The sequence below is a fragment of the Paenibacillus sp. 1781tsa1 genome, assembly GCF_024159265.1.
Classification (GTDB): Bacteria; Bacillota; Bacilli; order Paenibacillales; family Paenibacillaceae; genus Paenibacillus.
Genome location: NZ_JAMYWY010000001.1, coordinates 6662545 through 6678400 on the forward strand (window position 1 = coordinate 6662545; position 15856 = coordinate 6678400).

The 15856-nt window shown below is 48.2% G+C and carries 15 protein-coding genes; 2 read left to right on the forward strand and 13 right to left on the reverse strand.

Going from position 1 to position 15856, the window contains the following annotated elements; all coding sequences use genetic code 11:
• Positions 1–15: 15 nt before the first annotated feature.
• Positions 16–513: a DUF6385 domain-containing protein gene (locus NKT06_RS29765; RefSeq protein ID WP_253441682.1), complete on the reverse strand. Its 498-nt coding sequence runs from the start codon at positions 511–513 to the stop codon at positions 16–18.
• A gap of 198 nt (positions 514–711) precedes the next feature.
• On the opposite strand from NKT06_RS29765, the gene NKT06_RS29770 reads away from it, so the two are divergent.
• Positions 712–1245, forward strand: coding sequence for a hypothetical protein (locus NKT06_RS29770; RefSeq protein WP_253441684.1), 534 nt, complete (start codon positions 712–714; stop codon positions 1243–1245).
• Between the two features lie 30 nt (positions 1246–1275).
• Complete coding sequence (locus NKT06_RS29775) at positions 1276–1857, forward strand: hypothetical protein (protein ID WP_253441686.1); 582 nt, start codon at positions 1276–1278, stop codon at positions 1855–1857.
• A 121-nt stretch (positions 1858–1978) separates the two neighbouring features.
• On the opposite strand, the gene NKT06_RS29780 is transcribed toward NKT06_RS29775, so the two are convergent.
• The 12 genes from NKT06_RS29780 to NKT06_RS29835 form a co-directional block, all read right to left on the reverse strand.
• On the reverse strand, positions 1979–3325 hold the full coding sequence (locus tag NKT06_RS29780) for an MFS transporter (RefSeq protein ID WP_253441687.1): 1347 nt from the start codon (positions 3323–3325) through the stop codon (positions 1979–1981).
• A 69-nt stretch (positions 3326–3394) separates the two neighbouring features.
• Positions 3395–4573: a winged helix-turn-helix domain-containing protein gene (locus NKT06_RS29785; protein WP_253441689.1), complete on the reverse strand. Its 1179-nt coding sequence runs from the start codon at positions 4571–4573 to the stop codon at positions 3395–3397.
• Between the two features lie 141 nt (positions 4574–4714).
• Positions 4715–5509, reverse strand: coding sequence for an ABC transporter ATP-binding protein (locus tag NKT06_RS29790; protein ID WP_253441691.1), 795 nt, complete (start codon positions 5507–5509; stop codon positions 4715–4717).
• 2 nt (positions 5510–5511) lie between these two features.
• Positions 5512–6372, reverse strand: coding sequence for an ABC transporter permease (locus NKT06_RS29795; protein WP_051154091.1), 861 nt, complete (start codon positions 6370–6372; stop codon positions 5512–5514).
• Positions 6373–6556: 184 nt separating this feature from the next.
• Entirely contained in the window at positions 6557–7606 is a 1050-nt protein-coding gene (locus tag NKT06_RS29800) for an ABC transporter substrate-binding protein (RefSeq protein WP_253441693.1), read from the reverse strand.
• Between the two features lie 893 nt (positions 7607–8499).
• Positions 8500–9147 (reverse strand): helix-turn-helix transcriptional regulator, encoded by a 648-nt coding sequence (locus NKT06_RS29805; RefSeq protein WP_081745846.1) that lies wholly within the window; start codon positions 9145–9147, stop codon positions 8500–8502.
• A gap of 12 nt (positions 9148–9159) precedes the next feature.
• Positions 9160–10047, reverse strand: coding sequence for an oxygen-dependent tRNA uridine(34) hydroxylase TrhO (gene trhO / locus NKT06_RS29810; RefSeq protein WP_124116691.1), 888 nt, complete (start codon positions 10045–10047; stop codon positions 9160–9162).
• A 239-nt stretch (positions 10048–10286) separates the two neighbouring features.
• Complete coding sequence (locus NKT06_RS29815) at positions 10287–11396, reverse strand: hypothetical protein (protein ID WP_253441695.1); 1110 nt, start codon at positions 11394–11396, stop codon at positions 10287–10289.
• Between the two features lie 58 nt (positions 11397–11454).
• Positions 11455–12969, reverse strand: coding sequence for a sensor histidine kinase (locus tag NKT06_RS29820; protein ID WP_253441697.1), 1515 nt, complete (start codon positions 12967–12969; stop codon positions 11455–11457).
• Positions 12966–13676, reverse strand: a complete 711-nt coding sequence (locus tag NKT06_RS29825) for a response regulator transcription factor (RefSeq protein WP_253441699.1) — start codon at positions 13674–13676, stop codon at positions 12966–12968. The genes NKT06_RS29820 and NKT06_RS29825 overlap by 4 nt, the downstream gene beginning before the upstream one ends.
• Positions 13677–13887: 211 nt before the next feature.
• Positions 13888–14727 carry an Rpn family recombination-promoting nuclease/putative transposase gene (locus NKT06_RS29830; protein ID WP_253441701.1) on the reverse strand — a complete coding sequence of 280 codons (840 nt, stop codon included), beginning with the start codon at positions 14725–14727 and terminating at the stop codon, positions 13888–13890.
• 85 nt (positions 14728–14812) lie between these two features.
• On the reverse strand, positions 14813–15691 hold the full coding sequence (locus NKT06_RS29835) for a helix-turn-helix transcriptional regulator (protein ID WP_483311639.1): 879 nt from the start codon (positions 15689–15691) through the stop codon (positions 14813–14815).
• Positions 15692–15856 lie beyond the last annotated feature (165 nt).

Sequence of the window (15856 nt, forward strand, 5' to 3'; positions counted from 1 at the left end):
GTATATTCCTACTCCCTACGGCATACGCTGCGCCTGAAAGTAAACATCAAGCCGGGTCGGTTGATCCGGTTCAACGGATCGAATTGCAAGCCGGGTATAATGCAAAAATCGCAAAGGTACCAGCGCTTTGGTCTGTCCTCCCGCGACCACCTCCTGGCTGTCCACGGCATAGTCTGAGGCATTGGGACTGATCTGGATCTGTACAAGAGCCGGATGTTTCCCGCGATTCACAACGCCATAGGTGTACATGCTGAGTGATGAGGTGTCTTGTGCCGGGAGGGAATTCATGCTGCTGCTGGTTTCGGCCCCGACATACGTATGCTCTGTAAAACAATGAATAGCACCAGGGAGTTTCGTACGTGAGGAAGTACCCTGCTTGAACCGGGGACGAGTAATCCGGGAACAAGGGGGTTTCAGCAATTTAGCGCGGCAGGAATGACGTGAGCGACGACGGCTTACATATTTGGTTGGTTGCTTCGTTCTCTTCTTGCTTCGCTTCGCTGTTCGACTCATCTCGATTTCCCCTTAAAAAATGTGCTTACGCATCGTATGCCCGGATCGGATATACGGGCACGGCATCTGCCGTTATTTTGGAATTTGCAGTCCGTTCCCAAACGCTTTCTCTTGTTCTTACATACAATGCAAGTAATGAGGACATGCGAAACAAATAGTATCGCGAGACCATTTCCATCTATTCAGAGGGGGGACAAGATGACAAACTCTAATGTATTCAACCAGTCTAATGGGCCCCTGTTCACTCAACTGACCAACACTTATGCAGCCCCGGGTATTGAAGCTTCAGTAGATACCGGTGCGGCTGCGGCAGGCAGTTTTTTTGCCCTGACGACCAATACTACAGCGATCCCTTCCAGCCAAAACCTTCTTCTTCAAATCCTGAATGCGAGTGGAAGTGGCAGAACATTACGTATTGCCAGCCTTTCGGGAGGTACAACTTCTGCAGCTACACTGGTCGTTTATTCCGGAGGCACGGTGACGGCAGGAAGCACACCTACACCCGTCAATACGTTGCTCGGCAACGCCAATACCAGCATCGTTACCACAAGGCAAAATACGGGCACGCTTGGGGGTACTTTCACTAGTTTGCTCAGCATACCTCTCACTGCGGGAATGTACTCTTTGGATTTAAACGGTTCCATTCTTGTTCCACCGGGACAATCACTATCCATTAGTTTAGGAACTGGCAGTCAGACTGCAGCCATTAATCTCTTCTGGTGGGAATTCTGAACATGATCCTGATAAAAGGAGGTGCACACTGTGCCGAACCACAATGTATTTAATCCATTAAATCTGCCCGTCTATACGTCCAACACGAACACATATATTTCTCCCGGCATTGTTGCTCCTCCGGAGAATAATGCTGGCAGCACAGGCAATCTGTACAATGCAGGTTCCACCAACTCCACAACACTGGGATTGCTGGGAGGAACGGTTATCGCCACCGTACAATTGGCCAATCCCGCAGGGAGTGGGAGAACACTATACGTATCACGGCTCTCTGGTGGAATCACCGTTGCACTGAATCTGTTGTCATCCTTCAGCGGTTCCATGAGTCTGACCGCAAATGGAACGCTAAGCTCTCCCAGTACACTCACGGCGGTCAACAGCAACCTTTCCAGCAGCAATACCAGTGCAGCCATCGTACGATTCTCTTCTGCTGCGCCTTCAGGAGCGACCTCATTGATGGCAATGCCCCTTCAAGCGGGGCCTTTTCTATCCAATGAATTTGGCCGTTATGTGGTTCCTCCAGGTCAAGCCATTAACCTCTCTGTCAGCGGATCACTTTCGGTTGGTGGACTGTTGGCCTCTACTGCTTATTTCGCTTGGTGGGAGGTCTAATTTGTTATGCGATGCACAACAATTACAACGTGCAAACAACCGCCTTCGGATGAATACGGAAGCGGCTGTTCGTTTTATTGCAGATGGAACGTGGATATACAATGTTGACCGAACGAGGCTGTCAGACCGATTCCTGCGGAATGGTCTCTTTTGCTTCCGATAGGAGAGGCTGCTTCCCTTCCCATAGGATGCGCTGTAGCAGTATGCCGGCAAGACCAATCACCAGCGTAGCGAGACCGATATATTGGAAGGTGGGGCTCGGCCCTGCAACTCGAATGAGCGCTCCACCTGCAAGTGGAGCTACGACAAGTACAACACTGGATAGTGAATTTTGAATGCCAAAGACGCGTCCTACATAGGCAGGAGGGGTTTCCTTTTGCAACAAATAATTCAGCGTCACCATAAAGAGCCCATTGCCAACTCCAATGCATAGCCCCCAGATAATGATCCATATTTCAGGTGTTTCTGGGCCAATCCACCCTAATGCAGCAATTCCGGCCCCGACGAACAGATATCCTCCACCAAGCCCCCACCCATACCCTATTCTCGGCAGACGATTTAACAACAAAATGATGACTACGGCTCCGGCACCTGCCGATGAACCCAGCCAACCTAGCAGCGATTCATTCCCCGGCTTGATCTCCCGAAACAGGGTCGTAAATTGATAATCGATCATCAGGATAGCCATGAGTCCAAAACAGCCGAACAGAATCGTACTCAGCACGGTACGACTGCTCTGTATAAAACGCCAGCCTTGCTTCCACTGGGAGAACAAAGATTCCGATCCATCCTTTTCACTATAAGCACTTCCGTCTGATTCAGCAGACTCCGACTTCTCCACCAAATGCCGCAAGGGCCACAATACCGCACCTGATAACAGGCGGGTACAGGCATTAATGACAATACAGATTTGTGGTGAAAAGAAGGCCAAAATGACTGCACCTAGAAGTGGTCCCGCCACTTTAGAACACTGGCTCACAAAACCGTTTAGAGACGATGCCTGAAACAGATGCTCTTCTGCCACTACCTGGCGGGTTAGCGCCTGCTGGGCGGGGACATGGAACACTCCCATCATCGCTCGCAGGGCGAGAAGTGGAAGCAGCCATACCGGACTTGGTGCGAATAAAATAGCAACGGTTAATCCCACGGTGATTACATCACACAGGATCATGATTTTCACTTTGTGCAGTCGATCTGCCAGGGCACCTGCAAAGGAGCCCAACAGTATACCTGGAACAGCCATACATACAGGAATAAGGGCAATGATCAGCGGATCGGCACCCCATCGGTAGGCCACCATTACCTGGATGGCGAGTGCATCGAACCAGTCTCCAAACGTAGCCAGCGAATATGCGATAAACATGCGGACAAACCGGAGATTGGTCCATAAACTTCCGGAGGATTCCGCAGATGAAGCGGAGGGTTCGGTGGATTCATTGGATGTGGGTTCATTTGAAATGACGGTCATACGTGTACTTCCTCCCTTGATTACAGCCGTGTGCGGTCTGTATGTTCCTTGGCTGTAATCATAAGAGGGTTATATCAGAGGAAGATCAGAGGACGGGGAGATAGGGGATAAAAATTTACGTATTTCATCTACAATTCGTTGTTTATATGTGGGAACACCATAATTTTTACCGATCTCTGCATACACTTGACGATATTTACTGCGCAGTCTGCCTTCAATTCGATGTTGATCCATGAACAGGAGAATCTGATATGCAGCATTCAGATATAGCGGTGCATTCAGCGACATTTTCAATACGTCCAGACCGTCATCCATTCTAAGTTCCGCTTCACGCACTCGCCCTTGCCGAAGCAACCACAACCCCTCCATCACCTGAAAACGTCCGATCTCCCGCAGATAGGGGGCATCCTTCAATCCTGACCGCAGGACTGACATCTGAGCTTCAATCGCTTCACCACTGCCACCCCAAAGTTCCACATACAACGCTGCAAGTGCTACAGGAAGTCTGAAGTTCTTCAGCTCGTCAGTCTCTATTACACGATACGTTTCTTCAAGCTGCGTTTTGGCACGTTGATACTGGCCCGCCTCTACATAGACTTCAACGATGTTCAGAATGCGAAGTTCCCGAAGCTGATCGGCAGATAAAGCAGATGAACTCAATGCCTGCTCATACAAGGGTAAGCTTTCTGATGGTTCAATTAGCGAGTGGACAAAAATTAATAACCAGTATAAGCGTTCTTCAAAAGCAATTTCTTTCGTTGTAATCAGCCACTCCAGATTCCCCTGTATAAAACGGATATACAACTGATAATACGGGACAATCTGAATGCCAAGCGCTTCTTGCTGTTGAACCAAGGTCTGTATGGCATTTCCCTGCCCAAACAAGTGATATTTACGAAGTAATCCGTGAATGACTTCCTGCATTTCTGGGTCCTGAACAGAAGGGCTGGCGGGTAGAGCGGACTTGTTCTCTTGCACCGTAAGCCGATATCCGTATCCCCGTACCGTATCCAGACTAATCTCATCCCAACGTTTTAATTTCTTGCGCAGCCGATAGATATGATCGTCCACCGTGCGTTCAACGGGATACTCCAGCGGCCATACCCGGTCCAACAGTTGGCTGCGCGTGAAGACTTTATCCTTGTTCTCATATAAAAAATGAAAAAGTGCAAATTCCTTTGCCAGCAGGCGAATGGAATCCGTACGCCGGGTTACGGTGTATGTCCCTTCATCCAATTGTAAAGACATGCCTGGTTCCTCCCATGTATTCTTCTCATCGTGTTTTCAACATACCACAAAAAACCTTTGCGAGAACGCAAAAGGTTTCTGTAATAAAGAGCTTGTTATAGTACGAAACGCTTATTCTTGGAACAAAGTTATTCCTTTGTTTTAACCGAGTACAACCCGGTCATCTGCCATTTTTTTGCCGCTAATGCGCTCGAATTCACCGAGCAACTCCGGCACGGTCAACGTACGCTTGCGCTCTTCGCTGACATCCAGAATAATGCGGCCTTTATCCATCATGATTAAACGATTGCCCAGACGAATGGCCTGCTCCATATTGTGCGTCACCATCAGGGTGGTCAGTCTCATCTCACGCACAAGGGTCTCCGTCAGTTCCGTGATCAGTTCGGCACGTGAAGGGTCAAGGGCGGCCGTATGTTCATCCAGTAGCAAAATCTGCGGCTGGGTAAACGTAGCCATCAACAGGCTGAGTGCCTGCCGCTCCCCGCCTGATAAGAGACCCACCTTCGCGTTAGGCCGCTTCTCCAGTCCGATTCCCAACTTCTCCAGTTGCGTGTTAAAAATCTCACGTCTGGTACGGGTAACGCCGAAGCCCAGTCCACGTCCTTTGCCCCGTTTGTATGCCATCGCCATATTTTCTTCAATGGACATATGTGGTGCTGTTCCTGCCATCGGGTCCTGAAACACCCGGCCAATCCAGCTGCTGCGCTTATGCTCCGGCAGGTTTTTGATGGAACGATCATTGATCAGCACATCACCCATATCCGGCTTCATCACACCCGAGATGATGTTCATCAACGTGGATTTACCGGCCCCGTTACTACCAATCACCGTCACAAAATCTCCCGGATTCATCGTCAGATTCACACCAACGAGCGCAGTTTTCTCATCCGTTGTGCCTGGGTTAAACAGCTTGGTCACTTGTGTAATTTCCAGCATGATCACATACCTCCCTTCGCCTGATGACCTCCGGATCGCATCAACTCTTCTGTTCGTTTGCGAGCCAGACTTCGCTGCTTCATGGAGCGCTGCATCGTTGGGAATACAAGGGCAATGATGACAATCACTGCTGTAATCAACTTCAGATCGGATGTGTCAAACCACTCCACCTGAAGGGCCAAGGCCACCACGATTCGGTATATGATCGAACCAACGATCGCTGCAAGTGTAGCCCAGAACACTGTTCTTGCACCAAGGATGGCTTCACCAATGATGACGGAAGCCAGTCCAATGACGATCATGCCGATCCCCATCGTGATGTCCGCAAAGCCGGATTGCTGGGCAATAAATGCGCCAGACAGGGCTACCAGTCCATTGGACAGGCTGACACCTACAATCGTAGTCACATCCGTATTTGCACCAAAACTGCGAATCATGCGTTTGTTATCCCCTGTGGCGCGGAGCGCCAGTCCAACATCTGTTTTCATGAACAGATCGAGCATTATTTTGAACACGAGTACCACGATAATAATCAGTACCATGACATGCTCACCTGAGAATGGATTATCCATACCCATAATGGATTTATTCGGTGCGCCAAGAATACGCATATTAATGGAGTAGAGCGCGATCATCATCAAGATCCCGGATAACAATCCATTAATCTTGCCTTTGGTATGAAGCAGGCCCGTACAAGCCCCGGCTACCATACCGCCAGCCATTGCCGCCAGACAGGCGAGCCAAGGAGAGAAGTCATTGGAGATCATCACCGCCGCGATTGCGCCCCCTGTTGTAAAACTTCCGTCTACGGTAAGGTCAGGAAAATCGAGTATGCGGAACGTAATATATACACCAAGTGCCATCAGTGCATATAAAAGCCCCAGCTCGATTGCTCCTTCAATTGAATTCCAGCTTATACTCACGCTACTTCCTCCCTGTCTATCGAAAAGAATGAGGCGAACCCGTTGCACGTTCGCCTCGCATCCATACTGCCGGATTACACTCCGGTCAGTTTATTGAATCAATTTCATAACTTATGAATTGATTCTATTGAATAATGTTGTTTTCCTGGTCTTTTACTTCCGCCTTCATCTCATCCGTAACCGTGATGCCTTGGGCTTCCGCTGCTTTCAGGTTCAGGATCAGATCCAGTTTGTCTGGAACCGTGACTTTCATATCACCAGGTTTTGTACCATTCTTCAGAATGTCCGCAGCTATCTCACCCACCTGATATCCATGGTCATAATATTTGAAGCCTACCGTTGCGAAAGCTCCTTTTTCAACGGTATCCCGATCACTGGAGAAGAACGGAATTTTATTACTGTTCGCCGTTTGAATGATCGTATCAACCGCACTCACGACAGAATTATCGAGTGTGATGTAGAAGGCGTCTACTTTGCCAACAAGAGAATCCGTTGCCTGTTTTACTTCAGATGTATTCGTAACCGGTGCTTTCACCAGCTTGATATTATGTGTTGCGAGCGCTTTTTCTGCGTTATCTGCCATAACCACCGCATTTGGTTCACCTTCGTTAATGACCAATCCTACCGTTTTTACATCCGGCAGATTTTTGGCGATAAAGTCAGCCAGTTGTACGATGGCCTCCGGGTTCGTGTCAGATGCACCTGTAACATTTCCGCCCGGCTTGTCCATATCGGTTACCAGTTTGGCACCCAGTGGGTCTGTTACCGCCGCGAACAGCAATGGCTTGTCCTTCACTTGCTGAGCCAGAGCTAACGCAGATGGTGTTGCGATTCCTAGAACGAGATCATTTTTGGAATCACCCGAGATTTTCTGTGCAATGGACAGGTTGTTCGTCGAATCACCTTGCGCGTTATTGTAATCGATTTTGAGGTTCTTGTTCTCTTCAATACCCGCATCCTTCAGGGCTGCGATGAAACCTTCGCGTGTAGCATCCAGGGATGGATGTTCAACAATCTGGGAGATGGCAATCTGATATGATTTTTCCTCGCTGCCTCCACCTGTTGTACTGCCCGATCCTTCGGATTCAGAGCTTGTACCGCTGTTATTTCCGCAACCTGCCGCAACGATCATTGAAGCAACCATCATCAGTGACATCCAAAATTTCTTTTTCATGTGTGAGAACCCCTCTCCATCTTATAAAATGTGGTTACCCTTATCGATTTCTATTGACACGATAGGGTGGGACAAAACGAACGCTTCAACGCATTGTTGCTTTGATCGACAAAAGCAGACAAATATAGACTTTTGTCATGCGACTGAAGTCCATGAACCGTGTTGGTGTTATATTGTTCCCCTAATATTAAGGGGCGTCCCGATATACGTCAATGGTTGAACCGCTTCCAATTTACTCTCATCGGTTGGTTGTGATAGAAAACATTACATAAGATCAAAAAAGAACTGAAAATCGGACGAGGTAGTTGGACAAAGTACGTTAACCGAACAGTATCCTCAGGTGCCTTGGAATCAGAACCTATACATTCCACCTTAACTGATATATTTCCGCTGAAAGTCGAAGTATAACTTACTGTTCTGACAAACGTAACCCTGAAATGTCGATTTCAAACTTATAGTTACTGTGAACTATGCGCAATTTTGTATTAAGAGAGGGCCTCCCCATTCTATTAAGCGCTAACGAACCCGAAACACCTTATTATGCAATTAATTGCAACATAAAAACTCTAACGAATCTGAGAGCCGTTATCTCTACTAAAATTAGCTTCTAACCCCAAAAATGAGCTAAATCAGATGAATTAGCACCTCTACGATTCGTTACATTTCAGCAATGACCATATAGCTCCAAATAGCATCTGCTGGTTTCGTTAGAGCAATTCGTCCTCAACCATTTCAAACTGTTAAGGTAAAATCGACAAAAAAAGGGACAGCTTCGACTAAACGTCGAAACCATCCCTTGCTCCTCTGGCAGACTCATCAGACAGCTGGTACTGTCGATTGCCTTTCACTTTATGTTATCTTACTTCAGCTTTGGTCCCCAAACGTCCCCCCAGTCAGTTTCCCGACGCTTCGCGAATCTCATACTTGCACCTTTTACCGCCATCGGCGTAACATTCGGTACGCTCTACCTCAGCTTGAAGCAGCGAGCGGAACAATTCCAGTTCACAGCGGCAAGCCTGCTTGTAGACACTCGCAACTTGCACAATCGGGCAGTTCATTTCCGTAATGACGTAAGTTCCATCGTCTTCTCTGGACGCATCCGCCATATATCCGTTGGCATTCTGGATTCGCGCGAGTTCCTCCACCCGTCCGGCCAGATCCTGGCCTTCCATCTGGGGCAATCCGCTGCGAAGCAGCTTGTCCCGGCGACTCTCGAACAATGCATCCACCACACCGCTCCCGGCTGAGTCAGACAATTCTTCAAGCAGTTCCAGCGTAAGGGACGAATATGATTTTGGGAAAAAGCTGTCCCCGCGTACCGTCAATTGGTACACCGAGGATGGACGTCCGGCCGTTGCCCGGGCCTCCCGAACCTCGATCCAGCCGTCCTGCTCCAGTGCCGTCAGATGACGACGAATGGCCATGCCGGTCAGACCCAGATCAGCTGTCATTTCCCTCGCGGTCAATGTACCTTGCTGCTTCAGCATGAACAAAATCCGTTCACGCGTCGTTCGTTCCTCTTCGCGCTTCACGATCAGCACCTGCTCTCCTGCTTATGCGTGTACCGGTGCTGCCTCCCGGCAGGCATCCGAGCAAAAGCGGTTATGCGTCTCTTCGCAATCCTCGCAGCTTACGTGCTGCAGGTTGCAGGTTGGACAATTAATATATCGGTCATGTGTCGTTCCACAGTGATAACAGCTGGCAATGACAATATCCTCCTCTGTCCGGTTAATCGGTACAGAGATTCGCTCGTCAAATACATAACATTTACCATCGAATAGATGGCCTTGTACTTCAGGGTCTTTACCGTACGTGACAATACCGCCGTCCAGTTGAGCCACGTCCTGGAATCCTTCATTGATCATGAACCCGGTCAGCTTCTCGCAGCGAATGCCGCCAGTGCAGTACGTAATAATCGTTTTGTCCTTCATGTCACCCAGGTTCTCCCGAATCCACTCCGGAAACTCACGGAACGACTCAACATCTGGACGGATGGCGCCGCGGAAATGGCCAATTTCGTATTCGTAATCATTGCGACCATCGATAACGATGACATCATCACGTTGCAGATGCTCATGGAACTCTTTCGGAGAAAGGCGTTTGCCACTAATCACATTTGGATCCAGATCTTCGTCCACGCGGAACGTAACCAGCTCTGCTTTGTGACGAACAAAGATTTTTTTGAACGCATGCTCTTCCACATCATCAATCTTGAACACCATATCACTGAACAGCGGGTTCGCATGCATGTCTTTCATATACTGTTCCGTCTGTTCTGGCGTTCCGGATACCGTGCCGTTAATGCCTTCGGATGCGATCAGGATACGTCCTTTCACACCGAGGTCTTTGCAGTATTGCAGATGCTCTTGTGTAAACGTTTCGGGGTCTTCAATCTTCACGAACTTATAATATAAAAGCACGCGATACGCGCTGTTACACATGTATATCACCTGTTCCTATTCCATGTTGTTATGAGCCGGATCATCCGGCAAGACGACTACGTTGCACCCTTACTTGTAAAAAGAAAAGAAACAGCCGCCCGAAACTTCGTCTCGAACTGCTGTCTGACATTCGACTTTTATTCCTGCATTCTAGTTTATCGGAAGCGGAATAGCTTAGTCAATATAAATGTATAGAAAGGGATGAAAGATATGGAACATATCTTTCATCAACAATCATCCTATTCCGAGATCGTAATGACCGAGGTCACAAAGTGATACGACTCGTTCTCCAATACCGCCTGCGATAACAGGATCTTATTGCCTTCCGGACTCCAGGCAAGCGGGTCAGAGGCGTTGTCCATATCCGCCGAGATCTGGAACTGCTCAGCCGACTCTGTGTTGGAGACGAACAGCCCTTTCTCATTGTCATTCTCGGAGTTGATCGTATATGCAATCTTGGAATCATCACCCGACCAGCTGGTGCCGAAGATCTGCGTGCCTCTGGCGAGTGTGGCCTTCTCATTACCTTCCAGATCGGTGAGCACGAGCGCCCGTTTGGTATCCGCCGTTCTTTTCACAATCGCAAGCCTTGTTCCATCATTAGAAGGGATGACCCATTCCACACTTTTCAGCACCTGTTTCACGTCACCCGTCTTCACGTCGTATGCATTCAACTGGCCGTCTTCGCCCGTAATATAATAGAGCATATTGCCTGAGACCTTGATACTCCGCACATTGAAATTGCCTGTCTCAACCAGCACTTTCGTTGTACCATCCACACTTGCCGAGATCAGATCACCCTTCATATTGGGAAAAACGACATGTTCATTATCCAGCCATGCGCCCTCTTGGATGAAGCCATCCTCCTTACCAGCGGGGATTACCTCCCCGTTATGCAGGTTCAGAATGTAACCTTTACCCGTATTTTCCTCCGGCTCCCGGTAGAACAAGTACTGACTATCTGGTGATACCAGCGGTGCACCCAGGCTGACTTCACTTTCCTTGAGCGGTGTGTCTGTACCTTTGGTTAGATCATACATATATAAGTTATGCGGATATCTTTCCTGGCCTTCAACGGTGACGGGTTTCAAGGACTTGTTCTCCTTGTCGGATACAATCCAGTCGTCACTTAGCCATGCGATTCCGCGCATATTCGGCAATTTATCAATTTTCTCCAACTTGAAGCTCTGATACACGGACGTGTTGGTATTATCTTTCACTATAATATCAGTGCCTGTTTTCCCGCCTTGTTCGTTGCCCCCCGGCTCTGTTGTTCCCCCGCATGCTGCTGTTGTTAACAGGGCAATGGCCCCAAACGTCCCCAAAGCTGCTTGTTTCCAATTCATCATGGTCCCCCCTGGTTTCTCTTGCTATAAGACCAAGCATACACACGGCATACTTCCAAAGTTATTCAGACTTGTTTCGAACTTGTAAACTTGAATCAGCCAAAGGGAAAATGAGCTGGAAAGTCACACCTTCCCCATTCTGAGAATCGCTCTTACTGCTTGGAAGTAAGGTGATTGTACCGCCTTGCTTTTCAACAAATTGCTTTACGAGAGATAATCCCAGCCCGGTTCCGCCGGTTTTTCTGGCCCTGTCTTTGTTCACGGTGTAAAAGGGTTCAAAAATCTTCTCCCGCGCCTCTGCCGGAATCGGCGTACCCGAGTTATAGATGCGAATGACCGCTTGACGCTCCTGCATCTGTAATTCGCTCTTCACCCGGATCACACCATCCGGAATGTTATATTTGATGGCGTTATCCAGCATATTGATGAAGATATGCATAAGACTCTCCCGATCACTGCGGATCACCGCCGGTTCAAGATCCAGTTCCATGTTCAGCGCGAACTTCTCCGCTTTCCCACGCATCCGGCCACAGGCATCCTCCAGCAGAGCACTGACCTCTACATCTTCGGCCTGGTTCTCGAAGTCATACTTCTCCAGAGCAGATAAATGCAGTACTTTCTCCACCATCTCGTATAGCCGCTCCGTTTCTTTGCCAATGTTACTCGTCGCATCATCAAGCAGTTGCGGATCATCCTTATACATGTCGAGCAGCTCCACATAAGCTTTGATCGAGGTCAGCGGAGTCTTGAACTCATGACTGATGTTACCGATATATTGTTTCTGCTGCTGTTCCAGCGCCTGAAGCTTCTCTATCGCCAGTTGCAGCTTCTGCTGCTCCGCATGCATGGCTGTGATATTTTGCTGAATGGATGTACTCATATAATAGATGCCTTGCCCCAGCTCTCCCAATTCATCCTTACGCCTTACAGGAGACTCCGTAATGTAGTTCCCTTCCCGAATGGAATCTGCGGACCTCTTCAGCCGGGTAATCGCAACGGCAAACCGATTGTAGAACAGATAACCTAATATGAAGCTCAGCGCAACCACGGTAATTCCTGCCCATATGAACAGTTGAAGGATGCGAGTATAGAACTCATGGTAGCTCTGGACAGGATATTGTATCCATACAGCGCCCATCTGTCCATCCGGGCCATCCAGTGGTGCGGCATAGAGCAGGGTCTCGCCCTGCTCATGATAAGCTATTTTATTTTGCAGCGCATAGTCCAACGTTTCCTGTACGAGTTCACTCTCGCCAGAGGCGAAGGATGCTCCCACCTGCTGGCCTGTCATGTTATAGAGTGCAATTGGCAATCCGGTAGAGTTGGCCAGTTCCTGTGCCAGCCTGCGCCCATTTCGCTGTAAAAAAACGTCCTGCTCCAGATGAACGGACTCTGTGTAGTAGGACTGTCGCACATTCAAATTGACCAGACGCATCTGTTGCGATAAAATCCCCTCGATCTGTGACTGCTGATTCCGTTCAATACCGCGCAGAACCAGTGAACTAAGCACAACCACGGTCAGGATTAGCAAGGCTGCCAGAAAAACACTGAACTTCAGCTTGATGCTGACTCTCATATGGCCCCGCCTGGTTCAGGTGCAGATGCTTTGTAGCCAATCCCGTATACGGTCTGCAATTTCTGCTGATCCGCATCTCCGATTTTTTTGCGCAAACGCTGGATGTGAATGTCCACGGTACGTGTCCCACCCGCATATTCCATGCCCCAGACCCGATCCAGCAGATCGTCTCGTGTGTACACACGTTCAGGATTGGACATGAGAATGGTCAGCAGATCGAACTCTTTCGGTGTCAGATCCAGCTTCTCCTCATTCATGGTCACCGTGCGGTGAGCAACATGAATACGGAGTGTGCCATTCACGATGGGCTGATTCTTCGCATCATCCGGTGGTGGAGTGCTCTTCTCGACACGGCGCATGAGCGCTTTCACCCTTGCGAGCAGTTCACGGATCTCAAATGGTTTGGTCATGTAATCATCGGCACCCATTTCCAGGCCGACGATCTTGTCTACGATATCATTTTTGACGGTCAGCAAAATAATGCCGATATCCTCCCGGTCCTCCAGCCTGCGGCACACACCGTATCCATCAAGCCTTGGCATCATGACGTCCAGAATCATGACTTGCGGGTGAAACGATGCAACCTTAACCAAGGCCTCTTCGCCGTCACTTGCGGTCTCAACTTCATATCCTTCGCGCCGCAGCGCGTAAGCAATGGCACTGACGATGCTTGATTCGTCATCTACCACAAGCACTTTTTTATTCATGGGATTCATCCTCTTATTTATGTCATGAGTTGGTTTATGGGTCTATGTTAGCAAGGTCTATGTTAATTAGCTACGGATGAATTGAAATTTGTATGAGAGACTTGCATCCTCTCAGCTTGGACTTCGCTTTACTTTCTTTATACCCCAAAGGCAACAAAAAGAGCCAACCCGTGATTGGATCAGCCCTTGATCTATAGATTCCCAATTCATGTTACTGATTAGGCAACAACTTGTTGATTTCATCTTCGGAGAGCCCTGATGCTTTCACTATAGCAGACATGTCTACACCCAGTGTAAGTAACTCACGCGCCATTTCTCGCTTTCCTTCAGCCGCTCCTTCAGCTCGTGCGCCTTCAATCATTGATTTTTCGTCACTCAATGCTTTCATTCGAGCATCGTAGGCCATTCTGGTGGACGCATCCTGACTCAGAAATTCCAGCGTATCCATCGCCTTTTTCAACATCGGTTCATTCATGGCCAGCACCTCCCAGTTTGATGTATCTATTCCTTTCAGGAATAATAACCAGTTCACGAGTCCGCCTTTTTCCATCGGAACAGAATACTGATCCAATTTGGTTAGTTCCATCACATGTATTTCGATATCATCCGTCAAACCAATACCTGTATGATCTTCTCGTAAATGAAAAACATTGTGATACCGCTCATTATCCAGACAGGAGTAATTGAGAATATTAATAGTCACGCATTTTTTTAGTAGACTGTAGTTTTCACCCTTTTTTATCTGATGAAAGTACATCTCACTCCAATAAAACAACGTCCTTTTCTCCATGTTATACGGGTTAAACAGCTGCATTTCAATGTTAATCAGTTTGCCTTCTACCGTCTTTGCTTTAATATCCAGAATGGATTGTTTATCCTCTGGACTATCCTTATCTGTATACGTGTTAACCACAGTGATCTCCGTAAGAGGAGATTCGCCGGTCTCTATAAACGTGCTGTTCAGAAAAGCTAACAAAACATCTTTGTTTTGCTCACTTCCAAAAATGCGCTTGAACACAAAATCTACTCGTGGATCGAGTAATTCCGTCACTCAGCATCAGCTCCATTCTCACCAGCATTATATCATAATTCCCATATAACCTCAGCTTGATAATGGATCTACACATATATTGCATTTACTCCTCAAATGACAGATTGAGCGGCTCGTCCGACATTTCGTACTCTGTCTCCATATGTGTCAGCGGCGTGTTCAGATCAACCTCCTCGAAGCGGAAGCTGTCAACCCACACTTTTCCTTTACCGTTCAAAATAACCCCGAACGAAATGACCGCGCTGCCCTCCGGCACATCAAGCACAATACTGTACTGATTCCATGGCTGTGTACCCGTAATTGGCCGATCATGCATGTTATCAAATTGAAGTACATCATGGACATGATTATCCACACGCATCCATAATCCGCAGAACGCGTCCACACGCTCGGTCTTCACGAATCCCGATAATTTCATCCGCTTGCCTATATACTTGTCCGCTCTGAACTGTTGCATCATTGTTGCGAATTCGTTAGGCTCCATCGGCGTAACTGCCTTCAAATACCCTGAAGCTTTCCCCTGATGCACTTCGGCAGGGTCAATGCCCATCTCATAATTTTGCGGATGACTTCCGGTTAACATCCAGCCTGTAATCCTTGACGTCTGATTCATCGGTACTTCTCCTCCTCTGGTTCTTCCTTCGAATAATTTCAGATCGAACAATTTGCGAAAACGTCCTGGTGGCATGCCATATAATTTGCGGAATGCGCGGGTGAAGGCTTCCTGACTTTCAAATCCACATGCCAGGGAAATGTCCAGAATGCCTGCATCTGTGGATCGCAGGGCTGTGGATGCCAGACTCATCCGGCGATTACGGATATAATCCACCACAGTCATACCCACCTCATTACGGAAAACCCGATGATAATGATAGGGCGACAACAACGCCTCGGATGCCACTTCTTCCAGCCCGATCTCCTCATGCAGATGGGTTTCAATATAGAACAAACTTTGCTGAATCATTGCACGATATCGGCTCAACTGTGGTAAATCCCCCTTCCATATCCTTACTATACGTGCTTCAGCATAAGGCGTTTTGATCATTTCTGCTACATATCGAGATAACCGTAATCGGAGCTTCTTCTGTCATCGGAGTTGGTGTAACTAAGCGTTGGTTACAAGGGTATA